The sequence below is a fragment of the Pectinatus haikarae genome (assembly GCF_015732185.1).
Taxonomy (GTDB): Bacteria; Bacillota; Negativicutes; order Selenomonadales; family Selenomonadaceae; genus Pectinatus; species Pectinatus haikarae.
The window spans coordinates 87,168-114,061 of the sequence record NZ_WIQM01000016.1 but is presented as its reverse complement, the minus strand read 5'-3'; the positions used below and the strand labels follow the sequence as shown (position 1 = coordinate 114,061).

25 protein-coding genes are annotated in these 26,894 nt (G+C 40.4%); 15 read left to right on the top strand and 10 right to left on the bottom strand.

Annotated features, from left to right (window positions below; genetic code table 11):
• The first annotated feature begins 55 nt into the window (after window positions 1-55).
• Window positions 56-1,369 (top strand): sensor histidine kinase, encoded by a 1,314-nt coding sequence (locus I6758_RS11175; protein ID WP_196605351.1) that lies wholly within the window; start codon window positions 56-58, stop codon window positions 1,367-1,369.
• Window positions 1,370-1,379: 10 nt separating this feature from the next.
• Window positions 1,380-2,273 carry a DNA-binding domain-containing protein gene (locus I6758_RS11170; RefSeq protein ID WP_196605350.1) on the top strand — a complete coding sequence of 298 codons (894 nt, stop codon included), beginning with the start codon at window positions 1,380-1,382 and terminating at the stop codon, window positions 2,271-2,273.
• Window positions 2,274-2,523: 250 nt separating this feature from the next.
• Here I6758_RS11170 and I6758_RS11165 read toward each other — a convergent pair whose 3' ends face one another.
• The 4 genes from I6758_RS11165 to I6758_RS11150 form a co-directional block, all read right to left on the bottom strand.
• Window positions 2,524-3,249: an amino acid ABC transporter ATP-binding protein gene (locus I6758_RS11165; RefSeq protein ID WP_196605349.1), complete on the bottom strand. Its 726-nt coding sequence runs from the start codon at window positions 3,247-3,249 to the stop codon at window positions 2,524-2,526.
• A complete protein-coding gene (locus I6758_RS11160) occupies window positions 3,246-3,905 on the bottom strand; it encodes an amino acid ABC transporter permease (protein ID WP_307222552.1) in 660 nt (219 codons plus the stop codon). Before I6758_RS11160 ends, I6758_RS11165 begins: the two co-directional genes overlap by 4 nt.
• Window positions 3,906-4,058: 153 nt before the next feature.
• Entirely contained in the window at window positions 4,059-4,841 is a 783-nt protein-coding gene (locus I6758_RS11155) for a transporter substrate-binding domain-containing protein (RefSeq protein WP_196605347.1), read from the bottom strand.
• A 338-nt stretch (window positions 4,842-5,179) separates the two neighbouring features.
• On the bottom strand, window positions 5,180-6,538 hold the full coding sequence (locus I6758_RS11150) for a putative porin (RefSeq protein WP_196605346.1): 1,359 nt from the start codon (window positions 6,536-6,538) through the stop codon (window positions 5,180-5,182).
• A 550-nt stretch (window positions 6,539-7,088) separates the two neighbouring features.
• Between I6758_RS11150 and I6758_RS11145 the strand changes: the two genes are divergently transcribed.
• The 13 genes from I6758_RS11145 (at window position 7,089) to I6758_RS11085 (ending at window position 18,992) form a co-directional block, all read left to right on the top strand.
• Window positions 7,089-8,459, top strand: coding sequence for an S-layer homology domain-containing protein (locus I6758_RS11145; protein WP_196605345.1), 1,371 nt, complete (start codon window positions 7,089-7,091; stop codon window positions 8,457-8,459).
• A 316-nt stretch (window positions 8,460-8,775) separates the two neighbouring features.
• Window positions 8,776-9,510 carry a 30S ribosomal protein S2 gene (rpsB, locus tag I6758_RS11140; RefSeq protein WP_196605344.1) on the top strand — a complete coding sequence of 245 codons (735 nt, stop codon included), beginning with the start codon at window positions 8,776-8,778 and terminating at the stop codon, window positions 9,508-9,510.
• A gap of 71 nt (window positions 9,511-9,581) precedes the next feature.
• Window positions 9,582-10,235, top strand: coding sequence for a translation elongation factor Ts (tsf, locus tag I6758_RS11135; protein ID WP_196605343.1), 654 nt, complete (start codon window positions 9,582-9,584; stop codon window positions 10,233-10,235).
• Between the two features lie 127 nt (window positions 10,236-10,362).
• A complete protein-coding gene (pyrH, locus tag I6758_RS11130; protein WP_196605342.1) occupies window positions 10,363-11,088 on the top strand; it encodes a UMP kinase in 726 nt (241 codons plus the stop codon).
• 1 nt (window position 11,089) lies between these two features.
• Entirely contained in the window at window positions 11,090-11,647 is a 558-nt protein-coding gene (gene frr, locus I6758_RS11125; protein ID WP_196605341.1) for a ribosome recycling factor, read from the top strand.
• Between the two features lie 3 nt (window positions 11,648-11,650).
• Window positions 11,651-11,854 carry a hypothetical protein gene (locus I6758_RS11120; protein WP_196605340.1) on the top strand — a complete coding sequence of 68 codons (204 nt, stop codon included), beginning with the start codon at window positions 11,651-11,653 and terminating at the stop codon, window positions 11,852-11,854.
• Window positions 11,855-11,857: 3 nt separating this feature from the next.
• Window positions 11,858-12,028, top strand: coding sequence for a DUF362 domain-containing protein (locus tag I6758_RS11115; RefSeq protein ID WP_196605339.1), 171 nt, complete (start codon window positions 11,858-11,860; stop codon window positions 12,026-12,028).
• Between the two features lie 81 nt (window positions 12,029-12,109).
• The gene (locus tag I6758_RS11110) at window positions 12,110-12,886 is read left to right on the top strand and encodes an isoprenyl transferase (RefSeq protein WP_196605338.1); all 777 of its coding nucleotides are present in this window, start codon (window positions 12,110-12,112) and stop codon (window positions 12,884-12,886) included.
• Between the two features lie 15 nt (window positions 12,887-12,901).
• Entirely contained in the window at window positions 12,902-13,747 is an 846-nt protein-coding gene (locus tag I6758_RS11105; RefSeq protein ID WP_196605337.1) for a phosphatidate cytidylyltransferase, read from the top strand.
• Window positions 13,748-13,767: 20 nt separating this feature from the next.
• Window positions 13,768-14,922, top strand: coding sequence for a 1-deoxy-D-xylulose-5-phosphate reductoisomerase (locus I6758_RS11100; RefSeq protein ID WP_196605336.1), 1,155 nt, complete (start codon window positions 13,768-13,770; stop codon window positions 14,920-14,922).
• A gap of 153 nt (window positions 14,923-15,075) precedes the next feature.
• The gene (rseP, locus tag I6758_RS11095; protein WP_231038651.1) at window positions 15,076-16,116 is read left to right on the top strand and encodes an RIP metalloprotease RseP; all 1,041 of its coding nucleotides are present in this window, start codon (window positions 15,076-15,078) and stop codon (window positions 16,114-16,116) included.
• Window positions 16,117-16,152: 36 nt separating this feature from the next.
• On the top strand, window positions 16,153-17,214 hold the full coding sequence (gene ispG / locus I6758_RS11090) for a flavodoxin-dependent (E)-4-hydroxy-3-methylbut-2-enyl-diphosphate synthase (protein ID WP_196605335.1): 1,062 nt from the start codon (window positions 16,153-16,155) through the stop codon (window positions 17,212-17,214).
• Between the two features lie 71 nt (window positions 17,215-17,285).
• The gene (locus I6758_RS11085; RefSeq protein WP_196605334.1) at window positions 17,286-18,992 is read left to right on the top strand and encodes a proline--tRNA ligase; all 1,707 of its coding nucleotides are present in this window, start codon (window positions 17,286-17,288) and stop codon (window positions 18,990-18,992) included.
• A gap of 103 nt (window positions 18,993-19,095) precedes the next feature.
• Here I6758_RS11085 and I6758_RS11080 read toward each other — a convergent pair whose 3' ends face one another.
• From I6758_RS11080 to argB, 6 genes are all read right to left on the bottom strand, one after another.
• Window positions 19,096-20,937, bottom strand: coding sequence for a sigma 54-interacting transcriptional regulator (locus I6758_RS11080; RefSeq protein WP_196605333.1), 1,842 nt, complete (start codon window positions 20,935-20,937; stop codon window positions 19,096-19,098).
• A gap of 128 nt (window positions 20,938-21,065) precedes the next feature.
• Window positions 21,066-22,490, bottom strand: a complete 1,425-nt coding sequence (argH, locus tag I6758_RS11075) for an argininosuccinate lyase (protein WP_196605332.1) — start codon at window positions 22,488-22,490, stop codon at window positions 21,066-21,068.
• A gap of 4 nt (window positions 22,491-22,494) precedes the next feature.
• Window positions 22,495-23,706 (bottom strand): argininosuccinate synthase, encoded by a 1,212-nt coding sequence (locus tag I6758_RS11070; RefSeq protein WP_196605331.1) that lies wholly within the window; start codon window positions 23,704-23,706, stop codon window positions 22,495-22,497.
• A 29-nt stretch (window positions 23,707-23,735) separates the two neighbouring features.
• The gene (argF, locus tag I6758_RS11065) at window positions 23,736-24,680 is read right to left on the bottom strand and encodes an ornithine carbamoyltransferase (RefSeq protein WP_196605330.1); all 945 of its coding nucleotides are present in this window, start codon (window positions 24,678-24,680) and stop codon (window positions 23,736-23,738) included.
• A 112-nt stretch (window positions 24,681-24,792) separates the two neighbouring features.
• Window positions 24,793-25,983, bottom strand: a complete 1,191-nt coding sequence (locus I6758_RS11060; protein ID WP_196605329.1) for an acetylornithine transaminase — start codon at window positions 25,981-25,983, stop codon at window positions 24,793-24,795.
• Between the two features lie 31 nt (window positions 25,984-26,014).
• Window positions 26,015-26,887 (bottom strand): acetylglutamate kinase, encoded by an 873-nt coding sequence (gene argB, locus I6758_RS11055; RefSeq protein WP_370871616.1) that lies wholly within the window; start codon window positions 26,885-26,887, stop codon window positions 26,015-26,017.
• Window positions 26,888-26,894: the final 7 nt, after the last annotated feature.

Below are 26,894 nucleotides of genomic sequence, written 5' to 3'. Positions count from 1 at the left end.
TTAAAATAAACAATACATAGTGGGAGTGCGATGAAATTAATATGGAGGAATTGCTATGTATCCAAGCAGTAAGCGGGATGTGGGCATGTTTTTATTTATGCTGGGCTGTGTTTCGCTTGCGGGGGAATTGAAAATACATCCTTTTGCTGGTATCTTTTCCAAATTCCAGATCAGCCTAGGGTCGCCTGTATTTCTTTTATTTATTCTTTCCATGCGCAATGTGTCTCTTCTTCTTACAGGGATATGTATGGGAGCGTTTGTAGTTGTTTTCAGGGCGGTACTTGATGTTTATCTTGGTGGCATATACTTTGGACAGGCTGTTTGGTTTCATGCGTCTACCTTTTTCTATTATTTTGTGTATGCAGGATTTTTTTTGATTCCCAAATTTGACCGCGCATGCGTGTATGATAAAGCACTGCAAATAGCCCGTTGGTCAATTTTTGCAGAGGTCGCGGCTAGTATTGCAGAGCTTTCGGCTACTTGTATTTTATCGGGAGTATTGTGGTCTTTTCCTACTCTGATCATGATTTTTAAAATAACTATTATTGCAATACTGCGATGTTTTTTTATTTTAAGTTTTTTCTTTTTAGCGCAAATTTATACCATGGAAATTCGTATGAAACAGGAGCGAAGAGAAAAAGAAAAAATTCTGATGGTAGTGACAAATGTCTATAATGAAGTAATACAATTAAGCAGATCACAGAAAAATGCCGAAAATGCTACTCGCGAATGTTATAAAATTTATGAAGAATTGAAAATAAAAGCAAAAACCGATCAGGAAAAATTTTTAGCGCAAAAAGTACTCAATATGGCGGGTACTTTGCATAATATAAAAAAAGATAATCAGAGAGTTTATTCAGGATTGATGCAAATAACTGACAATAAGGATAAAAAGCTTGATGAATACTTGCCGGCAAGTAGAATAATGGAACTGGCAATGAATTTACATAAAAAATACGCACGAACACTTGAAAAAGAAATTGTGTTTTGCATGCATCTGGATAAAGAGATTCCTAAACTGCATGCTTATACTCTGCTTTCGATGATAAACAATATGATGACAAATGCCGTAGAGGCCATTGATAAAAGAGGAAATATCAGTCTTTTTTTGAAAAAAGATGAGGACAGACTTCGTATTTCCATTGTAAATACAGGAAGCTTTATACCTGCAAACAGGCTGAATCTTGTATTCCAGCCTGGATATACGACAAAATATGACAGCGATGGTAATGCTTCGACGGGTGTCGGTTTATCATATGTAAAAAATCATGTTGAATATCTTGGTGGGATAGTAAAAATGAATTCTAACGGAATTGACAATGTGGAATGTATACTGTATATTCCATTGGAAAAAGTGGAAGAGGGATGAACGTTAGTTTATGAGATTCATGATAATAGATGATGATATGGCAGTTTGTACCATGTTGCAGGATATTATAGAGGATTATAAGCTGGGAGAAGTAGAAGAAATAGCAGATACTGCCGTGGCACTGGACAATAACTTTCTGCAAATGAAAAAAATAGATATATTAATAATAGATATGCTGATGCCGGTGCGGGATGGTATACAAACCGTAAAGGACATAAAAGATGGTTTCGATGGGAAAATAATCATGCTTTCTCAGGTAGAAAACAAGGAGATGGTGGGTGATGCCTACGCATTTGGTGTGGATTACTATATAACAAAGCCCATAAATCGCAACGAGATCATCGGTGTGATACGCGCTGTCAGTGAACATGCCTGCCTGAAAAGTTTTGTTGATAATATAAGGACAAGTCTTCATACTGTTTATGATCCGGATACTGATGAAAGCAAGAAGCTGAAGGATAAATCTTTTTCCGTAATTGAACATGGCAGTGCGGTGATGAAGGATCTTGGGATCGACAGCGGGAGTGGCAGCCATGAAATATTGTTGCTGCTTCAGTGTCTGCAAGAGAAAATGGTTGATACTGCTAAAGCTTTTCCGTCTCTGAAAAGTATATTTGCTCTATTGGTAAAAGAAAAAAATGGTAAAGATGCGCAAAAAGAAATAAAGGCTGCCGAGCAGAGAATGCGACGTACTGTTTTTCAGGCAATGGTCAATATTGCCTCATTGGGAATTGTCGATTGTACAAATCCTAAGTTTGATGATTATGCATCGCGCTACTTTGAAATGGCTGAAATATATACACTTATGCGCAAGATGGAAAATGAAGAAAAACCCCAGATAGTACAGACACATGTAAATAGTAAAAAATTTTTACGCACATTGTATATTGAATGCAGCAAATAAAAAAAATACCCATGATATGAAAGTACTTTAGCATAATTTCCTTCATATCATGGGTGTTTTTTTATAATTGTATGCCGGGCATTGGTTTCAGTTTAATGGGGGAGAAGTCTTAAAAATGTTAGATCTATTGGTGAAGCGTCAATAAATAAATGCTTCGAGATTACGGTAAGCGGTTGTTTGGTTAATTTATATCTATTTTTCTGATCAATAAAAAAATTCTCGTTAAGAAACTATAGCTGTGTGGTGCAAATTAAATAAGGAAGCGTGAAAGAAAAGTTTTTGCCCGTTCTGTCTTGGGCGCTGAAAAAAATTGTCCAGGCGCTGAATCTTCTATAATTCTGCCGTCGGCCATGAAAACAATTCTATCAGCAACTTCTTTGGCAAAATTCATTTCATGTGTAACAATTATCATTGACATTCCTTCATCTGCCAAGTTGCGCATTACGGAGAGGACATCACCGACTAATTCGGGATCAAGTGCGGATGTCGGTTCATCGAAAAGGATCATTTTAGGCTGCATGGCCAATGCGCGCGCGATTGCTATACGCTGCTGCTGTCCACCAGAAAGTGACGAAGGCATTGCATCAGCCTTGTCAGCCAGACCAACTTTAGCGAGCATCGTTTCAGCACACTTGCGGGCTTCTTTCTTTCCCATCTTTTTGACAAGACGGGGAGCAAGCATAATATTTTCGGCTGCTGTTTTTAATGGAAATAAATTAAAATGTTGGAATACCATGCCGACTTCTTCCCGGAGCTGTCGTATGTCAAATTGGTTGTCCAATAAATTTCTGCCTTCATATAGTATCTCCCCTTCAGTAGGTTTTTCCAATAGATTCAGGCAGCGGAGAAATGTGCTTTTTCCGGCTCCGGAAGGACCAAGTATACAAGTCACATCCTCATTTTTAAATGAAAGATTGATATCTTCAAGTACAGTATTTTCCTGAAACTTCTTTTTTAAGTGCCGTACTTCCATCATTTTGTCCCAACTCCCATTTTCTTTTCTAAGAGATTTAAAATAACGGATAATACTGAAATCAAGAACAGATAAAATAAAGCCAATATTGTATAGCTCTCTACAAGATTAAATGATGTAGCGGCATATTGTCCCGCCTGATATGTCATCTCAGCGACACCTATAACTGTCAGTATGGAAGTATCCTTGACCGTTATGATAAATTGGTTGCCGAGAGCGGGCAGCATATTTTTAAATGCCAAAGGAAATATCAAATGGGTTATTACTTGCAGTCTATTCATGCCCAGGGAGAAGCCCGCTTCCCATTGACCGACAGGTACGCTCAGTATAGCTCCGCGAACTATTTCTGAGATGTAGGCACCGGCATTTATGGAGATGCATATAATCCCTGCCAAATTGCGGTCAAAAGGAATATCCAGCAATCGCGGCAGTACAAAATATATATATAAAGCCTGCACGATTATTGGTGTGCTTCGCACCAGCCATACATAAAACCCCATTATTTTCTTTAAAAGTTTGTACTCTGTAGTACGTATGTAACCGGTCACTAACCCAATTATAAATCCTATGACGATACCTGATACGGCTATGTATATGGTGATTTTCATTCCCTCGGCAATGCGGGGAAAAACAATTATTGCACTGCTCCAATCAAACACAGGCATCCCCTCCTTTTTTCGATGTTCATTCCCTGGCTGCAGCAGTATTTGTCGATTTTGCCGGCAGCAAATCGTTCTCAAAATTAACAGCGGACTCAGAAAATGCAGACTCTTGAAAGATATTCAAAAGCCTGCACCTGTTCTTGCGATAGTTTAAGAAGATTTTGTGCTAAGCCATTTTTCCTGTATCTTATCTATAGTACCATCATCTTTCAATTCTTTCAATGCTTGATTTATCTGGCTGATATATTTGCTGTCTTTTGGGAAGGCAAGACCGCATGGCACTTTTTGGACTTCTTCTCCTGCTATGCGCAGAGTACTGTCCGCATGAGTCTGCAAATAATATAAGACATTTGGTATATCATAAAGTGTTGCATCAGCCGCACCTTTTTCTACTTCCAAATATGCGGCTGATTGTTGCGGAAACACAATAATATCAGAATCTGAATAATTCTTTGTTACGTATATATGGGCAGCTGTGCCTTTTTCCACAGCAATTTTTTTCCCATGCAGATCATCCATGCTGTTTATAGATGAATCCTTTTTTACGGCAGCATGCAGCCCAGCATAATAATACGGATCGCTGAATCCTATTTTCTGTTTGCGTTCATCTGTTATGCTGATCTGTCCTGCCGCCATATCTATTTCTTTATTTTGGATGGAGATAAGCATAGGATCATATTCCATGACTTTCAGATCATAAGTAAATTCAAGTTTCTTACTCAGTGCATCCAGCAAGTCCACATCATAACCTATTTGTTTGCCATCCTGGTCCTGGTATGAAAAAGGTGCATAAGTGCCTATCCCTATTGTCAGTTTTTTTCCTTTCAGAGAACTGTCATCCTGAGATGATTGATTACCGCAGCCTGTAAATGCCACAGCGGCAAGTAATAATGAAAATAAACATGCAATTAATCGTTTCCAATTTTGCTTCATAAATAGATCCTCCTCATAAATATAAAAAGCATCAATAATACGTTCTCTTTGCGCATCATTGACGCCTTTTTGTTTTTAAAATATATTTTGCATGCACTGTTTTAAAGCAGACAATAAATATACTTCACAAAAAAATTATCTTTATTAAAATTCAACGGATATTTGTATTTTCCTGTTTATATTCTTTGCTGAATTATTTACCAACGATCAATTATGCTGATAGACTAAAATAAAACCCTGAACGTGAAGATAAATCTCCACGCTCAGGGTTTTCCATTATTAAGTGGATAAGAACCAACAAACAACTGCTTTGACTTTAAATAAGAATGAAAGAAAAATCAGAAGAAGAAGTCAACACGGCCATAGATAGCATTATAATCAGCATCATTGCCGCTGTAGTCAGCAGATAATCTCTTGCCCTTGTAATATTCAACCATAGCAAGTATATTTTTAGATAATACAAAATCTGTACCTATCTGCCAGCCTTTAGTATCACGGGCACTGATATCGTAGGTAGGAGCAATAGTTGCAAACTGACCGAGATAACGGTATGCAGCATAGATATCCCATGAACCTGCTTTAGCGATATCGGCGTTTTTGTATTTCAAAGTAATATCATAAGCTTTGCTTTGATCGTCTCCTAAATAATTAGAAGCTTCATCCATATCACTCTTGGCGTAAAGTCCAAATAACTGAATATTTTTGTCAAATTTATAACCTAAGCCGCCAACCCAGAAATTGGTTTTATCAGAATCTGCTTTAGCATACTTGGAGAAAGTGGAATCCATGTTTCTTAAAGAATAATATCCGGCAAGAGCACTGATACCTTTGTCTTTAGCTTTATGTCCAAATTCAAAAGATGTATAATCACCTGTGCCGTCATAAGCATAGTTGGAAACGCCCACATTAGCACCGGAATTATAATCATAGCGGCCTATGGTAGCTTTTGCGTAATTGGATTTATCTTTGCCGAACGTCCAATTGAATTCAGCACCGCTGATGCTGTCATCAATAATCATACCGGTATTGAATACATTATCACTGTAAGTGCCGACTTTACCAAGTTTTGCATCCGAACCAAACAAAGGTCCTTCGACAAAGATGCGGTCTATCTTTGTATCACTCTTGTCACTGGTACCATTATTTGTGCTGCCGCCATTATTAGCAGAGGCTGCATTGGAATAATATCTGATACGTGCATTGGCAGTCCAGCCAGAATCACCGATAAAGGCTTTTGGTTCAAGGCGCAGTTCATACTGGGTGTCGTTTGTTCTGTCTTTATTAGCAGCAGAATCATCTTTTACACCGCGGTAGTAATATCTGAGTCTGCCGCCCCATTTAACGTTGTCGGATTTTTTTTCGAGATCGGCAACACGTACACCGAGGTTGTCGAGTTCTTCGGAGAATTCTGCAGCAAGTTTATCGACAAGAGCTTTATCAGCTTTGTCAATATCGGTCTTGGTCATAGCTTTTGCTATGATCTGAGCCATTTCATAACGGGTCATGGTCTGCTGGCCTTTGTAAGTGCCGTCTGGGAAGCCGTTTACAACACCGTCAGAAGCAAGCTTTGATACAGCGTCATATGCCCAGCTGTCAGCCGGTACATCACTGAAAGGATTAGCTGCAGCGAAAGTAGTGCTGGCAGCACCGATTACCAGCGCACCGGTAATCATTGATACGAGAGTTCTTTTTTTCATTGGATTTCCCCCTGAAATCTTTAATATTTCTTGTACTTAAAATGAAAGGGAAATTAGTGAGCAGCCTTGTTTCCTCAAGAATTCACACCTGTCATTTCAAATACTTTTTCATATTATCATTATTTATTGACATACGCAACTTTGTTTATAAAAAATAATACATAATTAATATATTTTTTACATAAAAATAATTGGCATATTTCTGTAATACATAATTTTGGTCAGCTGAAAATCAAATATGAATAAAAAAATAAGAAAAATGCAATTGACGTAAAAAGAACAGCCTTCTATTGTACATTTTCAAAAAATATAGATCCTTTTTAAAGTAAATAAATATTGACTATAACTAATAGCTATACGCAAAATAGGCTATAACTGCGGGCATCTGAGGAAGGCGAGTTATTATAAAAAATGCTTGCCAATATATTAACAATATGTTAATATGATTACAGACTTGAGATAAGGTAATGAAAAAGTTGAGGAAACGTGGATACTCATACGGCTTTCCTTACTGAAATTTCAGGCCATAAAATTTTAGGAGGAATTTCTAATGAAAAAAAGAACTCTCGTATCAATGATTACCGGTGCGCTGGTAATCGGTGCTGCCAGCACTACTTTCGCTGCAGCTAATCCTTTCAGTGATGTACCGGCTGACAGCTGGGCATATGACGCTGTATCAAAACTTGCTTCTGACGGTGTTGTTAACGGCTTCCCAGACGGCACTTACAAAGGCCAGCAGACCATGACCCGTTATGAAATGGCTCAGATCATAGCAAAAGCTATGACCAAGACCGATATCGACAAAGCTGATAAAGCTCTTGTCGATAAACTTGCTGCAGAATTCTCCGAAGAACTCGACAACCTCGGTGTACGTGTTGCCGATCTCGAAAAAAAATCCGACAACGTTAAATGGGGCGGAGAATTAAAGTATTATTATGCTGGTGATAAAGCTCAGAGCGGTGACAGAACAAATGACAGCCAATATGAATTCCGTCTTGAACCAAAAGCTTTCATTGGTGATTCCGGCTGGACTGCCAATGCACGTATCAGATACTATTCCAATTCTGCTTCTGCTAATAACGGCGGTAGCACAAATAATGGTACCAGTGATAAAAGCGATACTGTAGTTGATCGTATTTATGTAGAAGGTCCTTTGTTCGGTGCTGATACTAAATTAGGTAAGCTTGACACCTACAGTGATGATGCTTTTGGATCAGGCATGATCATGGATGATAATGTCAGCGGTGCTCAGTTCAATTGGAAGCTTGGCAAAAATAAGGATACTTATGTGAAGGCTGTTATCGGACGTTATGATTTTGATTCCGATGCCAATATTGGCAGAACAACTGCTTATGATGGAACAGGCGATTATGCATCATTTGAAGTAGGCCATGCAGTAACAGGTGATAGAGGTCTTGGATATGTAGCAGGTTATTATTCTTTGAGAAATATTAACCGAGATAATGATGGTGGAAAAGCATTATTCTCTGATTATCAAAAGGCAAGCGGTGAAAACACCAATATTTGGTCAGCTGGTTTAGGCTATAAATTTAATAAAGATTTCAATATATATGGTGTATATGCAAAGAGCAATCTTGATGCTTACAGCGGTTATGAAGGCGACGATCAGGATAAAGCTTATGATATAACCTTATCCTATAAAGGCGCTGATGCTTCTAAAGCAGGCAGCTGGGGTCTTTACACAGCATATCGTTACCTTGGTGAATTTGCAACTTTTGCACCTACCTATGATGCTGCACAGCGTGGTTATAAAGGCTGGGAAGTTGGCGGTCAGTGGACCGTTGCTCAGAATATCTTAGCTTCCTTACGCTATTTCAAAGGTAAGAATTTGGGCGAAGATGTTTCCGGACAAGATGCTGATTTCAACAGAATATATGGCTCCGTTGAATTCTTCTTCTGATCTTGAGTTTTACAGCTTTAAAAAAATATTGGTCATGGTCTGATGGATCGTGATTTGACAGCCTTCGTTAATAAACGAGGGCTGTTTTTTATTATCCGAGGATTTTTTATCGCAGAAAAACAAGAAAACATATGGTTCAGATCACATTGATGATTTTCTTTACATGGTTTTAATAGTTGCTAGAAAAAAAAAATTATGATATAATATTTGACGGTGTAAAAAACGCACACGTGTCTATGCTGTTACTGTGCCTGATATAAGGTTTGCGCAGCAGGAAGAATACGTGGAGGAATAAAAAAACAGGAGGTGCACCATCATGGCAGTTATTTCCATGAAACAATTATTAGAAGCAGGCGTTCATTTCGGTCATCAGACCAGACGCTGGAATCCGAAAATGTCAAAATACATTTTCACAGAAAGAAATGGTATTTATATCATTGATTTGCAGAAAACAGTTAGAAAAGTCGATGAAGCTTATAACTTTATCCGCTCGGTTGCTGAAGAAGGCAAATCGGTCCTGTTTGTTGGTACTAAAAAACAGGCGCAGGAATCTGTCAAAGAACAGGCTAAAAAAGCCGATATGTATTATGTAAATGAAAGATGGCTCGGCGGAATGATGACCAATTTTGGCACAATCAGAAAAAGCATCAATCGTTTAAAAGAACTTGAAGCCATGGAAGAAGACGGAACGTTTGAGGTTCTTACAAAGAAGGAAGTTCAGATGCTGCGCCGTGAAAAAGAAAAACTGGAAAGAGCTCTCGGCGGTATCAAAGAAATGGACAAACTGCCGGGTGCGTTGTTCGTTATAGATCCGCGCAAGGAACGTATTGCCGTTGCTGAAGCAAGAAAGCTTGATATTCCTATCGTAGCTATTGTTGATACAAACTGTGATCCGGATGAGATCGATTATGTTATCCCCGGTAACGACGATGCTATCCGCGCCGTAAAATTACTGACCGGCTGTATGGCAGATGCCGTACTCGAAGGCCGTCAGGGCGGTGAAGACGAAGAAGCTGCTCAGGAAAACAGCGAAGAAGAAAAAGATAACTAAAATAAATTAGAATAAAAAGGGGGTAAGGGGTAGGTTGCCCTTTACCCCCTTTTTACAGGAGGAGTTTATTAATGGCAAATGTTACAGCAGCAATGGTAAAAGAACTGCGAGAACAAACAGGCGCGGGTATGATGGATTGCAAAAAAGCTTTGGCCGCATGTGACGGTGATAAAGCTAAGGCTATAGATTTTCTGCGCGAAAAGGGTTTATCCTCTGCAGCTAAAAAGGCAGATCGAGTTGCTGCCGAAGGTGTTGTCACATCTTATATTCATGGGAATGGACGTATAGGTGTATTAGTTGAAGTAAACTGTGAAACTGATTTTGTTGCAGGTACACCTGATTTTAAGGAGTTCGCACGTGATATAGCTATGCAGATAGCGGCGGCCAATCCTAAATGTATTCGCAGAGAAGAAGTGAATGAGGCTGATCTGGAACATGAACGTAAGGTTTTGCGTGAGCAGGCTTTTGCCGAAGGTAAACCTGAAAAGATTGTTGAAAAAATGGTAGACGGGCGCATTGAAAAATATTATAGGGAAATTTGTCTTATGGATCAGCCTTATATTAAAGATCAGGATCAGAGTATCGCAGATCTTGTGACGGCTAAAATTGCTAAAATCGGTGAAAATATTTCTATCCGCCGTTTTGTGCGTTATCAGCTTGGTGAAGGCATTGAAAAGAAAACAGATGATTTTGCTGCGGAAGTAATGGCGGCAGTTAAAGGCTGAGATATATTATAGAAAATTTAAAGAGAACACTATTTTGTGTTCTCTTTTTTGAAGATATGATATATCATATAGGTATAAAGAAAATTGTGCTGAATTCACAATTTAATATTGGACGGGGGATATATCAGTGACGATAAGACAGTATAAACGTGTAGTATTGAAATTGAGCGGAGAGGCTTTAGCGGGAGATCAGGGGTTTGGTATAAATCCTAAGGTTGTTGAATCTATTGCCCATCAAATCAAAGATGTATATAAGCGTGGTATTGAAGTGTGTATCGTAGTGGGCGGCGGCAATATCTGGCGGGGACTGGCCGGCAGTGCAAAAGGTATGGATCGGACCACAGCTGATTATATGGGAATGCTGGCAACTGTGATGAATTCACTTGCTATGCAGGATGCTTTAGAAAAAATAGACGTGAATACGCGTGTCCAATCAGCTATTGAAATGCGCCAGGTAGCTGAACCATACATCAGAAGACGCGCAGTACGCCATCTGGAAAAAGGCAGGGTAGTGATTTTTGCTGCAGGAACGGGGAATCCGTATTTTTCTACTGATACCACGGCTGCATTGAGAGCGGCAGAAATAGAAGCCGATGTGATTTTGATGGCGAAAAAGAATACTGACGGTGTATATGACAGTGATCCGAATAATAACCCTAATGCTCATAAGTTTAACAGTCTGGAATATATTGAAGTGCTGCAACGCGGGTTGGCTGTCATGGATGCCACGGCGACAAGTTTATGCATGGATAATAAGATTCCTCTTATTGTATTTAATATCGATGAACCGGGTAATATAATGAAAGCTGCGCTTGGAGAATGCATAGGTACAGTGGTTGGGGGGATAAAATAAAATGATAAAGGATGTATTCACTTCAAATGAGGACCGCATGAAAAAAGCTATAGAAGCATTGAAACGGGAATATGGGTCTTTGCGTGCGGGGAGAGCTACACCTGCCCTGCTTGAAAAAGTAATGGTGGATTATTATGGAACACCAACACCAATCAATCAGGTAGCTAATATATCGGTCCCCGAAGCAAGGATGCTTATTATCGCACCATGGGAAAAGTCCATGCTGCATGCTATCGAAAAAGCCATTATGAAATCAGAATTGGAGCTTAATCCTAACTCTGATGGCACTGTTGTACGGTTGGCTATACCGCAGCTTACACAGGAAAGACGTACTGAATTAGTAAAGATAGTAAATAAAAAAGCTGAAGATGCTAAGATTGCTTTGAGAAATATCCGCCGTGATGCCAACGATGCTATCAAAAAATTGGAAAAAACAAAAGAAATTGCGGAAGACGAAGCTAAAAAAGCACAGGAAGATATGCAGAAACTTGTTGACAAATATGTCAATGAAGTAAATAATATAAGAACTGTTAAAGAAAAAGAAATCATGGAAGTTTAAGTTATGAAATATGCAGGGTGGCTCTTGGCAGATGCTGTTTTTGATCTGCAAAAGCAAAAAATCAAATTTGTTGTAGATTACACTATTCCCCCTGACAATGGTTATTTTAAAGTTGATGCCGATATTTTATATGTCGTAAGAGAAAGATGTATTGAAAAAGGCATTTTACAGTTGATTGCCGCGGCCAAGATGAGAAAGGAGGTGTAAACTATGGCATATAAAATTAACGATGAATGCATTTCTTGCGGTGCGTGTGCATCCACCTGCCCTGTCGGCGCAATTTCCGAAGGAGACAAGCATTATGAAATTGATGATGCTTCCTGCGTAGAATGCGGTGCATGTCAGGCAGGCTGTCCTGTATCAGCGATTGAAGCTCCCTGATGAAAGGGTCCCTCTTCTTCTTTGTACTTTTAAGGAGAGGGACTTGTTTTGTATTACCAAGAACAAAGAGGTTGCAGTATTATGTGGAAAAATTTTTTTTGCAAAACTGAAAATAAGAGAGAGACAGCAAAACTCAATGAAATAAGCGCGGACCTATTACCGTCACACATAGCCATTATAATGGACGGGAACGGTCGCTGGGCACAAAAACGAGGACTTCCCCGCAAGGCTGGACATAAAAAAGGAGTCGATTCACTGCGGGAAATAGTAAAAGCTGCCTGCTCCATTAACATAAAATTTCTTACGGTTTACGCATTTTCAACAGAAAACTGGAAAAGGCCGACTGCTGAAGTTGACTTTCTTATGAAACTGTTTTCTGTTTATCTGGATTCAGAAGTTGAAGAAATGGACAAGAACAACGTACGACTTAAATTTGTCGGTTGTTTAACAGAGCTGTCCGGTGAATTGCAAAGCCAGATAAAAAAGGGAGAAAAAAAGACAGCTGATAACACGGGGCTGGGTTTAAATATAGCCGTAAACTACGGGGCGCGTGATGAGATAGTAATGGCTGCAAGGAATATAGCGCAAAGGGTTTTGAGCAGAGATATAGAAATAAAAGATATAAATGAGCAGCTTTTGGATGACAGTCTTTATACCGCACAGCAGCCACCCGTTGATTTATTGATCAGGACAAGCGGTGATATGCGTATAAGTAATTTTCTTTTGTGGCAGTGCGCATATGCAGAACTTTGGTTTACTGAAAAAAATTGGCCTGAATTTATGCCTGAGGATTTTTTGCGGGCAATTAATGATTATCAAAAAAGGGACAGGCGTTTTGGCGGTCTGGATGATAAGTAATATGGGGGATTGTTTTTGGGTACAAGAATTATATCTGGAATAATTGGTATTGCGGCAGCATTCATGATCATAATGTATGGCGGATTTATATACATGCTTTGTGTTACCGCATTGGCTGTTTTGGCTTGGCAGGAATATGTACGTGCTTTTGCCGAAAAAAATATCATGCTTCCTCTTTGGCTAGGAACGGCAGCTGTTATTTTCCTGGTGCTGAGCGGATCTGGCGGTATAAATAAACATATAAGCCTTTTCATGCCGGCAGCGGCACTTGTGATGACTGTATTTTTGTTTAGAATGGTGTTTTGTTATGAAAAATTTTCGCCGTTGGCTTCGTGTATAGGTTTTACCGGGGTTTTTTATATTGGCAGTGGTTTTTATTACATAATGCAGCTGCGGCTTGGTTTTACCGGGCATCTATTGGCAGCTGGCGGAATTGATATTGGGTTATATTTGATTTGGCTGACGCTTATCGGTACATGGGCGAGTGATACTTTCGCCTATTTTATAGGTTTTTTTCTGGGCAAACATAAACTGTGTCCGCTTATCAGTCCTAAAAAAACCATAGAAGGTTTTGTCGGCGGACTTATCGGTACTGTAGCCTCTGTATCACTGGCAGGCTGGTATGCGGGGTTTCCTTTGTGGTCGATGTGCTTTTTGGGAGTACTTGTGGCAATTGTTGCTACGCTGGGTGATCTGGTCGAGTCAATATTTAAGAGGTATACAGGTATTAAGGATTCGGGTAATCTTATACCGGGGCATGGTGGTGTTCTTGATCGTTTCGACAGTTTGATTTTTACAGCACCGCTTGTGTACTATTTTTATATTTTCTTTTACAAATACTTATTACATCAGATACAGTAAAATTGCGGAAGGATTTTTTGATGAAAAATATTTCGGTACTGGGATCAACCGGTTCTGTAGGCACTCAGACTTTATCAGTCATTAGGCAGCACCGTGATCTCTTTGCAATAAAAGCTTTGGCAGCCAATAAAAATGATAAGCTGTTGGAGGAACAGATAGAAGAATTTGCACCCGATATAGCAGTTTTATGTGATGAAAATGCTGCTGAAAAATTAAAATCGAGATATTCGGGCAAAACTATGATATTTTCCGGTGAAGATGGATTAATTGCCGCTGCCGCTTACGAGAATAGCGATACGGTCGTTACCTCTTTGATGGGGTTTGCGGGGTTGAAACCGACTTTGGCGGCGATAGAAGCCGGTAAGAATATAGCCTTGGCAAATAAAGAGACATTGGTGGTTGCCGGTGAACTGGTAATGTCGATGGCAAAACAAAAAAAAGTTCATATATTGCCGGTTGACAGTGAACACTGCGCTATCTTTCAATGTTTGCAGGGCAATGAAAAAAAAGATGTTAATAAACTTCTGCTTACAGCTTCCGGCGGACCGTTCCGCGGTAAAAAAACGGAGGAACTGAAGTATGTTACGGCTAGGGAATGTCTTGCCCACCCGACATGGTCAATGGGGAAAAAAATTACGATTGATAGTGCTACTTTACTCAATAAAGGATTGGAAATAATAGAAGCCCACTGGCTTTATGATATACCTTATGATAAAATTCAAGTAGTGGTGCATCCGCAAAGTATAGTTCATTCCATGGTAGAATATGTCGATGGGACAGTGATGGCCCAATTGGGAACTGCGGATATGCGGCTGCCTATTCAATATGCACTTACCTATCCCGGAAGAACAAAGCTTGCAGCTGAAAAACTTGATTTTTGGAATTTGTCCCGGCTTGATTTTGAAAAGCCTGATACAGAAACTTTTCGTGGAATAGATTTGGCATATGAAGCTGGCAGAACAGGCGGGACTATGCCTTGTGCGATGAATGCCGCCAATGAAATAGCCGTTGAGGCTTTTTTAGCAGGACAGATAAAATTTCTGGATATCTATTCTATAGTCGAGACTTCTATGCAGGCACATAAAACTGTTTATGATATAACCGCAGAAGTGCTTTTTTCTACAGATGCGGCAGTGCGTAAGTTTGCCTGTGATTTATTGTCAAAAATGGGATAGATATACGATTTTATCAATATATTTTACTTTAGCAGGTTTAAAATGATATACTATATGCTGTATAGAGAAAATAGGCAGCGGCCTGTTCGAATCAGTAAATTAAAACTGCCATCTTTGCAGGGATGTTATTTTGCTAAATAATGGAGGATTAGTATGGGCTTTAGTATAACTATGCTCGTTGCCGTGGTTGTTGTATTCGGCATATTGGTTTTGGTGCACGAATTGGGACATTTCGTTACGGCAAAGCTTACAGGAATGCGCGTAGATGAATTTGCTATAGGTTTCGGGCCCAAATTGGTCAGCTTTAAATATGGGGAAACTTTGTATTCTATAAGGGGAATACCGCTTGGCGGTTTCAATAAAATCGCAGGAATGGAACAAGATGATAAGGATGCCGGCGAACGTGCATACTGGGCAAAACCTGTCTGGCAGAGAATGATCGTTATTATTGCCGGTGCGCTGATGAATATTGTTCTGGCTTATGTTTTGATAGCGGCTGTACTTTTTACATCGGGCATACAGACGCCTGTGAAGGAAGCTCAGCTTGGTAATGTAGTGGCGCAGCGTCCGGCGGCACAAGCCGGTCTTGAAAAGGGAGATATTATAACTTCGATAGATGGTGAGAAAATAAACACGTGGAACGAATTTGCTCTCAAAGTAAAATCTGCTGATGGCAAGGTTTTGCATATTGAGTATTTGCGCAATGGCGATACTCGAACGGCAAATATTATACCGGAGTATGATAAGAGCGCAAAACAAGCCATGGTGGGAGTTGTCGCTGCCACAGAAAACACGTCTGTGAGTCTGCCACAGTCATTGCTTTTGGCTGCCAGACAGGTATGGTTTATTATTTATACGATGGTTGCTTCTCTTGCAGGTATGATTATGGGTACCGTTCATGCTGATTTGGCAGGCCCGATTGGGGTTGCGGCTATTATCGGAGAGGCTGCACAGGTAGGGATACAGTCAGTATTGAATATAATGATCCTGCTTAGTATTAATTTGGGAATAATCAATCTGCTGCCTATACCGGCGCTTGACGGAGGGCATTTTTTTACATTGCTGATAGAAGCGGTGAGAGGAAAACCTCTTAGCCCTGAACTGATGCGCAGGTCTCAGTTTATAGGTATGGCACTGCTTCTGATGCTGATGTTTTTTGCCACCGCCCAGGATTTTTCCCGCTGGTTCGGTTGATCTGACAGCAAAAAATTTTGGGAGATTATTTAAAAAATGATAGAAAGAAAGTATACCAGACAAATTCATATAGGAAAGATAAAGATTGGCGGAGGCGCAGCTGTCTCCGTTCAATCTATGACTAATACGAAGACTGATGACACAGCAGCCACTGTTGGACAGATAAGTGCACTGGCGAGGGCAGGCTGCGATATTGTCCGCATGGCTGTACCCGATATGGAATCTGCACAAAATATAGGTAATATAAAAAATCTAACGGACATGCCCCTTGTTGCTGATATACATTTTGACTATCGACTGGCGCTGACCGCAATAGAACAGGGAATCGATGCTCTGCGTATAAATCCGGGCAATATAGGCGACAGAGAACGGGTTCAGAAGGTTGTCAGCGCTGCTAAGAAAAAAAATATACCTATACGCATAGGCGTCAATGCAGGTTCGCTTGACAAGAAGATTCTGCTGAAATATGGACATGTTACTGCGCAGGCAATGGTAGACAGTGCTATGGAACATGTGCGTATTTTGGAAGATATGGATTTTCACGATATAAAAATATCCCTCAAGTCACACGATGTTCCATTGACAATAGAAGCATATAGGCTAATGAGTCAGACGGCTGACTATCCGCTGCATCTGGGGATAACCGAGGCTGGTACGGCAAATACAGGTGTTATCAAGTCTGCTGTGGGGATAGGAATATTGTTGTCTGAGGGAATTGGTGATACTTTCCGCATATCGCTGACAGGAGATCCTGTGAACGAGGTAAAGGCCGCTAACGAGATATTGAAGACACTCGGTCTGAGAGAATATGGACCTACACTTGTTTCATGTCCCACCTGCGGACGCTGCAATATAAATCTGGCAGGTATTGCCGATCAGATCGAAAGAAAGCTGGCAGATATTTCTGTACCTATAAAGGTTGCTGTAATGGGATGTGTAGTAAATGGTCCGGGTGAAGCAAGAGATGCTGATATTGGTATTGCTGGCGGTAAGGGAGAAGGATTGCTGTTCCGTAAGGGAAAAATAATAAGGAAAGTTCCGGAAAATGATTTGGTTTCACAGTTATTTAAAGAAATAGATAAAATATCGCAGCTGTAAAGGCATTTATTTTCAAGCGGGGTTTATATATAATAATTGCTATTAAATAACGGATAAGAGGAGTTTTGTAATTGCGCGCGTCTAAGCTTTATGCACCTACATTGAGAGAAGTACCGGCAGAAGCTGAAATTCCCAGTCATCAACTGATGCTTCGGGCTGGTTTTATAAGGAAAGCCGCGGGGGGAGTCTATACATATCTGCCGCTGGCGTGGAGAACATTGCGTAAAATAGAAAAGATTGTACGTGAGGAAATGGATGGGGCAGACGGACAGGAAATCGCTATGCCTATCATGCAGCCGTCGGAACTTTGGCGTGAATCAGGCCGTTGGGATGTTTTCGGTGAGGAAATGTTCAAACTTAATGACAGGCACGGCAGGGAATTTTGTCTTGGGCCGACACATGAGGAAATAATAACAGATTTAGTGCGCAACGAGGTTCGGTCATATAAGCAGCTGCCGCTGCTTCTTTATCAAATTCAAAATAAATATCGTGATGAAATTCGGCCTCGTTTTGGTCTGATGCGTGGACGTGAATTTATTATGAAGGACTTATATTCTTTTGATAAGGATGAGGACGGATTGGATGTATCATATAAGAAAATGTATGATGCATATACTAAAATTTTTTCCAGATGCGGTCTTGTTTTTCGTCCGGTAGAGGCTGACAGCGGTGCTATCGGCGGCAGCAATACCCATGAATTTACAGCTCTGGCTAAAAACGGTGAATCCGAGATTGCTGTCTGCACAAAATGTGATTATGCTGCCAATATAGAAAAGGCTGAATCTGTAGTTTTATATTCCAAAAATGAAGATGAGCTGCCTTTGCAAAAAACAGCTACACCAAATGCCAAAACTATTGAAGCTGTTATTGAGTATTTGAAGCTGCCCATTGAAAAAAGTATTAAGGCGGTGGCCTTTCAGGATGAAAAGGACAGGCTGATCTGCGTTTTTGTCAGAGGAGACCATGAAGTAAACGAAATCAAATTGCAAAACGCTGTAGAGGCGGTAAATCTCCGAATGGCAGATGAAAATGTGATTTTGGCTGCTGGAGGAATCCCGGGATTCATGAGTCCTATAGGTTTGAAAAAGGGAACGATAGTCGTTGTTGATGAAACCGTTATGGAAATGAAAAATGCCTGCTGCGGTGCAAATGAAACTGATATGCATTATGTAAATGCCAATCCGAAACGTGATTTTGGTGAGGTGATGGTAAAAGACGTCCGCCTTATTCAAAAAAATGATGCCTGCCCGCATTGCGGCGCTTCGGTGGATATAACACGCGGCATAGAAATAGGGCAGGTATTTAAACTGGGAATAAAGTATTCTAGCGCATTGAGGGCAACTTTTCTGGATGAAAATGGCAAGGAAAAACCATTGGTAATGGGATGTTATGGTATCGGTGTAAGCCGCACAATGGCAGCGGCCATAGAGCAGTATCATGACGAAAATGGTATAATTTGGCCAAGAGCTATCGCACCGTATGAAGTTGTTCTTGTTCCTGTAAATGCCAAAAATGAAGCACAGATGAAACTGGCAGAAGAAATTTATACTGAACTGAAAAAAGAAGGGATAGATGTGCTTCTGGATGACAGAAAAGAACGTCCCGGTGTAAAATTCAAAGATGCTGATCTTATTGGCTATCCTTTGCGTGTGACGATAGGTCCGAAGGCTGTTGAAGAAGATAAGATAGAAATAAAAGTGCGTAAAAACGGTAAGACGATTTATGATACAAAAGATGGTTATGTAAAAAATATAAAATCTTTACTGGAAGAGCTTTGACCTATAGTTAAAAGAGTCAAAGGTAATTTCCTGATGAGTGATATAAATATGAAGATAAAAAAACAAGCAGCAGACTGTTTTTGAAACAGTCTGCTGCTTGTTTTTATTTGCATTTTCTCCACAGTGTGACTCTGCTTATATTCAGCATATGGCATACTTCGTCCGCGGAATATTTTTTAAGCAGCTGATAGATTATATCTTTCTCTATTGTTTTTAAATTGCCGCCGGCGTTGATATTCAATATACAGTCTTCACTTGTTTCATTAAGATCATCGTCTAAAATATTTTTTACCTGCGGCAGGGATATGTTTTTATTATAACTAAAGGCCATGACTTCTGCCGCATTTTTTAGTTCACGCACATTCCCATACCATGGATAATTTTGCAGATAATCAGTTATTTTTACCGGTAAGGATATTGATGTATCGTTCCGATCAGGTATATAGTGATCAAGATAAAAATAAAACAGCGGCATTATGTCTTCCCGGCGCTCACGCAGCGGGGGCAGAGTAATTCTCAGAACATTTATGCGGTAATATAAATCCTGACGAAAAAGACCATCTCTGATAAGGTTTTTGAGATTTTTATTGGTGGCACAGATAAGCCGTATATCAATAGGTAATATTTTATCATCGCCTATACGCATAATTTCCCGCTCTTGCAGAACACGCAGAAGGCGGCTTTGCATATCAAGCGGCAGATCGCCTATCTCATCAAGAAAGATTGTCCCAGTATGTGCCATTTCAAACAGGCCCTTTTTGCCGGAGCGCCGGGCACCGGTGAAAGCTCCGTCTACATAGCCGAATAGTTCTGATTCTATGAGCGTTGGGGGCAGTGAAGCACAGTTTACCGACACAAAAGGTTTATCACGGCGAGAGCTGGCATTGTGGATGCTTTGAGCCAGTCCTTCTTTTCCCGTTCCTGTTTCTCCGTAAATCAGCACTGTAGAATTTGATTCGGCAAACTTATTGGCAGTCATTAGAATAATCTTCATCTTTTCGGAGGAATAAATTATATCGTCAAAATTTTTTTTAGCATATAAACCTTTCTGATGGAGTGCTGATCTAATTTTTCTGGCTGAATTTTCAATATTACTGACTTTCTGAAAAATTAATATATCATTTTGATAATCCTTAGTTACATTAAGCTGAATGATATCCAATAACACTTTTTCTGAATTTATCTCCATTATTTTGCCTTTATATCCATGAAGCAGTTCAGAAAAATTTTTCTGCCGGTCTGATAAAGAAAATATAGAACCATTTTTTATGATGGATTGGCCTTCTTTATTAGAAAAAATGATATGGTGATTCTGATCATATACTATTATGCCTTCGTCGATATTGTCAATGATAGACTGCATTGTTTTCAAGCGCAGCTGTTTTACTTGTTCATAGTTGGCAAGGGCCAGTGCCTCTTCAATTGCCTTAGTAATAGAAATATCACCTGATTTGATGTAAGCACGGTTTTGTATATTTAATGCGGCGGCAGTTCGTATAGCTTTTATATCACCGGCAATGCCGTCTATGCCGGTACTATAGAGTTCTTTTACTTCTCTGATGATATCATCATCATCAACGCAGGGGCATAATCTGACTGAAGTCTGTCCAAAATCGAATTTGATACGGGCATTTTCTATTATATTGTTTGCAGAGACGATGGCTATGTCTTTACTGCCTTGGGCAGCTAATTTTTGGACAGCAGTACTTATATCTATAAATGCAGTGTGTATGTCGACTACCATTTTATCTGTGCTTGTGCGTATGTCACGGGCAGTACCACCACGGCTTATCACTATTGAGGCTTGCCGATATGATATGGCTGCCTGTACGGCATCTTGATTGGACGCTGTGATTACGGGAATGGATATGCCCATGTATTCTAATATATTTTGGGCTTTGTCGGCTATTTCCTGATGAGGTGCGATAAATAAGATCGAATTCATAAAATAATCCTTTGCTATACTAAAAATGCACGCTTTTATGAACAGCGTGCATTAATTAAAAACATTGATCACTGAAACTCAAGATAAAAAGAACTACACAGCTGTTTTTTTACAGGTTGGAAAAACAATCAAATTTCTATTTTCCGGGAATGATAAAAATCAAGCTTCTTTTGCTGCTTCAAAAGGATCTCTTCTGCTGAAGCCAGTTGTATTTGAGTCTGATTGTAAGACGTACCTCCGTAAGAATCGCGATTTTTCACGCAGGTTTCCGGCTTTATTGCTTCTTTTATATCAGGCTCGAATAAGTCAGAGAGTTTTTTAAATTCTTCCATAGTCATATCCTCCAGCCATTTGTGCTGTTCAATGCAATAATGGACCGCTTTGCCTGAAACGGCATGAGCCTGTCTGAACGGCAGACCTTTTTTGACCAGATAGTCGGCAAGATCGGTGGCATTGGAAAAATCTTCCCGGACAGCTTTCAGCATTATTTCTCTGTTTACCTTCATTCCGCGAATGAGCTGGGCATAAACTGCGAGACTGAATTTTATGGTATCTATGGTGTCGAAAAGTCCTTCCTTATCTTCCTGCAAATCTTTATTATAAGCAAGAGGAAGTCCTTTCACCGTGGTGAGCATAGCCATAAGATGCCCTATCACGCGTCCCGTTTTACCGCGGACAAGTTCCGAAACATCCGGATTTTTTTTCTGCGGCATCATGCTTGAACCGGTACAGTGGGCATCATCCAGTTCTATAAAGGCGAATTCGCGGGAGCACCATAGAATTATTTCTTCGCTTATACGGCTCAGATGAATCATCAGGATTGATGCGGATGAAAGAAATTCCATTATATAATCCCTATCACTGACAGCGTCGAGACTGTTCGCATAAACTGATGAAAAGTTGAGCTGATCAGCTACCAGCTGTCTGTCGATTGGGAAGGTAGTGCCTGCGAGAGCACCGGCACCGAGCGGCATTATATCACAGCGGTCATATACTCCCTCAAAACGTGAAAAATCACGGCAAAGCATTGAAAAATAAGCGAGCATATGATGTGAAAATAAAATGGGCTGAGCCCGCTGTAAATGAGTATAACCAGGCATGATAACATCGCTGTATTTACGTGCAGTTTCTGCGAAAGCTTTTTGCAGTTCAAGGATAAGCCGGGATACGGCAGCTGTTTCTCTGCGGACATAGATATGTGTATCAAGCGCGACCTGATCGTTCCGGCTGCGGGCAGTGTGCAGCCGGCCGCCAGCTTCGCCGATTTTATCGGTAAGTCTTTTTTCAATATTCATATGGATATCTTCGAGATCAACAGAAAAATCAAAAGTTCCTGTTTCTATATCGGTCAATATAGCTTTTAGGCCGTCTGTAATTTTTAGGCAGTCATCATCAGAAATTATACCGCATTTTGCCAGCATGCGGGCATGAGCGATGCTGCCCGCGATATCTTCGTGATACATACGTTTGTCAAACTGGATGGAAGCCTGAAACTCATTTATCATTTCGTCTGTCGATTTAGAAAATCTGCCGCCCCATAATTGTTCGCCCATATGATTATTTACCTGCTTTTTCCTGCATCATTGCACGGACCTTGAGAGGCAGACCAAAAAGGTTGATAAAGCCGGTGGCATCGGTCTGGTCATATACATCATCTGCTTCAAAAGTAACAAAATCATGGCTGTATAAAGAATAAGGAGATTTTGCGCCGGCAGACATAATATTACCCTTATAAAGTTTTAAGTTAACAGTACCTGTGACGGTTTGCTGTGTACTGTCAACAAAAGCTGCCAAGGCTTCGCGCAGCTGACTAAACCACATTCCATCATAAACCAGCTCACCGTAACGTATGGCAACTGTTTCTTTATAATGGAAGGTCTGACGGTCCAGACACAGATATTCAAGTTCTCTATGGGCGTAATACAGAAGTGCTCCGCCCGGATTTTCATAAACGCCGCGTGATTTCATACCGACAAGACGGTTTTCAACTATATCGGTTATGCCAATACCGTTTTTTGCGCCTATTTCATTTAATTTTTCCAATAAAGCCACAGCTGTCATTTTTTCACCGTTTACAGCTGCAGGGATACCTTTCTCAAAATCAATGGATATGTATTCAGGTTTATCTGATGCATCTTCGGGAGCCTTGGAAACAAGATACATGCTGTTTTTAGGTGCATTCCAAGGATCTTCAAGATCAGAACCTTCATGACTCAGATGCCAGATATTTCTGTCCATGCTGTATGTTTTATTTTCTGAGGCGACAGGAATGCCATGTTTGTTGGCATAAGCTATTTCTTCCTCACGGGATTTGAGTGTCCATTCACGCCATGGCGCGATTATTTTGATATTGGGGGCCAATGCTTTAACAGTCAATTCAAAGCGGACCTGATCATTACCCTTGCCGGTGGCGCCGTGGGCAATTGCGTCGGCATTTTCTTTTTGAGCTATTTCTACAAGGCGTTTTGCAATTAAAGGACGTGCAAATGACGTACCGAGAAGATATTTTCCTTCATATACTGCGCCTGCCTGTAATGTAGGCCATACATAATTTTCCAGAAAATCCTGTGTAAGGTGTTCAATATAAACTTTTGACGCTCCTGATTTCAATGCCTTGTCATGAACAACGTTCAATTCATCACCCTGACCGATATCGGCGCATACGGCTATAACTTCACAGCCGCCGTAATTTTCCTTGAGCCAGGGAATGATAACAGATGTATCGAGACCGCCTGAATATGCAAGTACAACTTTTTTTATTTGTTCCATTGATAAACACTCCTTAAATTATTTTATTATCAGTGATGATGGTGATCGCCCATCAAAAGAGCCATGATCGCTTTTTGCGTATGAAGACGATTTTCTGCCTCATCAAAAATTTCATCAGCATGGGCTTCTAGGACATCATCTGTTATTTCCTCACCGCGATGTGCCGGAAGACAATGCAGAACCATAGCGCGCTTGTCTGCAAGTTTTAGGATATCTGCATTTATCTGATATTCTCGGAATATTTTCATTCGTTTATCATGCTCAGATTCCTGTCCCATACTGGCCCATACATCTGTATATAAAATATCGGCATTTTTGGCAGCCTCAGTTACATCATTTGTAACAGTGATCGTCGCACATGTTTCAGCTGCGTCAGCTTTGGCATTTACCAGTATATCAGTATTGGGTTCATAGCCTTTCGGTGTCGCGGCAACGAAATCGATGCCGGTTTTGGCGCAGGCGAACATCAGTGAATGTGACATATTATTGCCATCACCGATATAAGCCATCTTTAAACCCTTCAGATTCTGTCCTTTATGTTCTCTGATGGTCAGCAGATCAGTAAGTGCCTGACAGGGGTGAAGCAGATCGGTCAGAGCATTTATAACAGGGATGTCGGCATAATGGGCAAATTCTTCAACCTTTTCATGTTCAAAGGTACGGATCATTATTCCATCAAGATAGCGGGACAGAACCCGGGCTGTATCTTTTATCGGTTCTCCGCGGCCAATCTGCAGATCACGATTTGAAAGGAAAAGAGCCTGTCCGCCGAGCTGGTACATGCCTGTTTCAAAAGAAACACGTGTTCGTGTTGATGATTTTTCAAAAATCATTCCGAGTGTTTTACCTTCCAGCAGATGGTGTTCAATACCGGCCCTCTGCATAGCCTTAAGTTCTTGTGCAAAGGTCAGGATTTCTTCTACCTCTTCAACTGTCAGATCATGTATTGATAATAAATCTTTACATGAAAGCATAAAAAAACCTCCTTGATAATGTATTGCTATATTTTAATTAAAAATATTTGCTTTGGAAAATATATATCATGATTTTATAATGCGCTGATAAAATATGGACAGCCGAACCAAATCAATATTTTGCGAAAACTTCGTCAAGAACAGGGATCAACTCATCAACATGGCGATTGGTTATTATCAAAGGAGGGACAAAACGCAGTACATTGCCCGCAGTGCAGTTAATTATCATACCCTCTTTGAGGCAGTCATCTACTATATCTCTGCCCGGCTTGGTTATTTCCATGCCTATCATTAAACCTCGTCCGCGCACTTCTTTGATAAGAGCCGGATATTTGCTCTGCAGCATCTTCAGCTGATCTGTCAAATATGCGCCTACTTTTTTTACATTTTCCATAAGTCCGTCATGGGAAATGGCATCCAAAACAACATTTGCTGCCGCACAGGCAAGCGGATTGCCGCCAAAGGTCGTACCGTGGTCACCGGCATGAAAAGCTGCCGCAATTTTATTGCTTGTCATAAAAGCTCCTATGGGGACACCACCTGCCAATCCTTTAGCTAGAGTTACAATGTCTGCCTTGACCCCAAATTGCTGATAGGCAAAAAAGGTGCCGGTGCGTCCCATCCCACATTGTATTTCATCGAATATCAATAAGGCATTGTATTTATCGCAAAGCGCACGTACTTTTTGCAGATAATCTTCGTCGGGAACATGCACACCGCCTTCGCCCTGAATTGCTTCCAGTATGACTGCACATGTTTTTTCATCCATCTTTTCTTCCAGTTGTTTTATATCATTGTAGTCCACATGAGTAAAGCCTTCAGGCAGAGGTCCGAAGCCTTCATGGTATTTGGGCTGTCCTGTGGCAGTGAGCGTGGCGAGTGTGCGTCCGTGAAAACTATGATTTGCGGCTATTATGAGTGATTTGTCAGGATCGGATATGTGAGCATATTTCCGGGCCAGCTTTATTGCACCTTCGTTTGCTTCTGCACCGGAATTGCCGAAGAACACTCTGTCCATGCCGCTTATTTCACTCAGCTTAGCAGCAGCTGTTGCCTGAGCTTCTGTATAATAAAGATTGGAACAGTGGATCATTTTTGCGGCCTGCTGACTTATTGCCTGCACAAGAGCAGGATAATTATGGCCCAAAACATTTACAGCTATCCCGCCCAAATAATCGAGATATTTTTCTCCGCGTATATCATATACGTAAGGTCCTTCGCCGTGGTCAAGAATTATTTTGTAACGTGCAAAAACAGGAAGATAATGTGCGGCATCTTCACTGTATATTTCTTCAGCCTTCATTTATATAACCTCCTAATATTAAGACCGATACTCAGCGTATTACCTGTGTGCCGATTCCCTGTGAAGTAAAAAGTTCCAAGATAAGAGAATGCGCTTGGCGTCCGTCAATAATACTGGTTTTGCCGGTGCCTTTTTCAAGGGCACAGAGGCACGCTTCCACTTTTGGAATCATGCCGCCGCTGATTTCGCCTTTGGCAATCATATCTTTTACTTGTTTTTGGGTCAATGTAGAAAGAAAAGTGTTTTTATCATTATAATCATGATAGATACCTTCAATATCTGTTAAAAGAAGCAGTTTTTCAGCATGCATTGCCCCTGCAATTTCTGCCGCTACATAATCAGCATTGATATTATAGCTGGAATCATCGCTGCCTGTTCCGATCGGTGCTATTACAGGAACATAGTTTTGATCAAGAAGATCGTTTAAAAGCTCTGTATTAATCGTTTCTACTTCACCTACGAAGCCTATATCAATTTTTTCTGAGCTGCCGTCCATGTTATGTATGACAGCCATTTTTTTCTTTGCTATAATAAGCTTTGCATCTTTGCCGCTGAGCCCGACGGCATTTACGCTGAGTTTATTCAGGCGGCTGACGATTTCTGAATTTATTTTACCGACAAGTACCATTTCAGCAATTTGGACAGTTTCCTTGTCTGTAACACGCAATCCGCTGACAAACCGAGATTCTTTGCCAAATTTTTTCAGAAAACCTGTTATATCAGGGCCGCCTCCGTGAACTATTATAGGGCGGATCCCCACATATTTCATCAGCACAATATCATGCATTACTTTGTTTTTCAGATCATCATTGACCATAGCGTTGCCGCCATATTTTATAACAATGGTTTTTCCGTAAAAATTCTGTATATACGGTAAGGCATCCACCAGAATAGATGCCTTCATTTCGGCA

What these genes read in the sequence shown, in the direction of transcription:
- I6758_RS11175 (WP_196605351.1), top strand. Translation starts at nt 56, where the DNA reads ATGTATCCAAGCAGTAAGCGGGATGTGGGCATGTTTTTATTTATGCTG.
- I6758_RS11170 (WP_196605350.1), top strand. Translation starts at nt 1,380, where the DNA reads ATGAGATTCATGATAATAGATGATGATATGGCAGTTTGTACCATGTTG.
- I6758_RS11165 (WP_196605349.1), bottom strand. Translation starts at nt 3,249, where the DNA reads ATGATGGAAGTACGGCACTTAAAAAAGAAGTTTCAGGAAAATACTGTA.
- I6758_RS11155 (WP_196605347.1), bottom strand. Translation starts at nt 4,841, where the DNA reads ATGAAGCAAAATTGGAAACGATTAATTGCATGTTTATTTTCATTATTA.
- I6758_RS11150 (WP_196605346.1), bottom strand. Translation starts at nt 6,538, where the DNA reads ATGAAAAAAAGAACTCTCGTATCAATGATTACCGGTGCGCTGGTAATC.
- I6758_RS11145 (WP_196605345.1), top strand. Translation starts at nt 7,089, where the DNA reads ATGAAAAAAAGAACTCTCGTATCAATGATTACCGGTGCGCTGGTAATC.
- rpsB (WP_196605344.1), top strand. Translation starts at nt 8,776, where the DNA reads ATGGCAGTTATTTCCATGAAACAATTATTAGAAGCAGGCGTTCATTTC.
- tsf (WP_196605343.1), top strand. Translation starts at nt 9,582, where the DNA reads ATGGCAAATGTTACAGCAGCAATGGTAAAAGAACTGCGAGAACAAACA.
- frr (WP_196605341.1), top strand. Translation starts at nt 11,090, where the DNA reads ATGATAAAGGATGTATTCACTTCAAATGAGGACCGCATGAAAAAAGCT.
- I6758_RS11120 (WP_196605340.1), top strand. Translation starts at nt 11,651, where the DNA reads ATGAAATATGCAGGGTGGCTCTTGGCAGATGCTGTTTTTGATCTGCAA.
- I6758_RS11115 (WP_196605339.1), top strand. Translation starts at nt 11,858, where the DNA reads ATGGCATATAAAATTAACGATGAATGCATTTCTTGCGGTGCGTGTGCA.
- I6758_RS11110 (WP_196605338.1), top strand. Translation starts at nt 12,110, where the DNA reads ATGTGGAAAAATTTTTTTTGCAAAACTGAAAATAAGAGAGAGACAGCA.
- I6758_RS11100 (WP_196605336.1), top strand. Translation starts at nt 13,768, where the DNA reads ATGAAAAATATTTCGGTACTGGGATCAACCGGTTCTGTAGGCACTCAG.
- rseP (WP_231038651.1), top strand. Translation starts at nt 15,076, where the DNA reads ATGGGCTTTAGTATAACTATGCTCGTTGCCGTGGTTGTTGTATTCGGC.
- ispG (WP_196605335.1), top strand. Translation starts at nt 16,153, where the DNA reads ATGATAGAAAGAAAGTATACCAGACAAATTCATATAGGAAAGATAAAG.
- I6758_RS11080 (WP_196605333.1), bottom strand. Translation starts at nt 20,937, where the DNA reads ATGAATTCGATCTTATTTATCGCACCTCATCAGGAAATAGCCGACAAA.
- argH (WP_196605332.1), bottom strand. Translation starts at nt 22,490, where the DNA reads ATGGGCGAACAATTATGGGGCGGCAGATTTTCTAAATCGACAGACGAA.
- I6758_RS11070 (WP_196605331.1), bottom strand. Translation starts at nt 23,706, where the DNA reads ATGGAACAAATAAAAAAAGTTGTACTTGCATATTCAGGCGGTCTCGAT.
- argF (WP_196605330.1), bottom strand. Translation starts at nt 24,680, where the DNA reads ATGCTTTCATGTAAAGATTTATTATCAATACATGATCTGACAGTTGAA.
- I6758_RS11060 (WP_196605329.1), bottom strand. Translation starts at nt 25,983, where the DNA reads ATGAAGGCTGAAGAAATATACAGTGAAGATGCCGCACATTATCTTCCT.
- argB (WP_370871616.1), bottom strand. Translation starts at nt 26,887, where the DNA reads ATGAAGGCATCTATTCTGGTGGATGCCTTACCGTATATACAGAATTTT.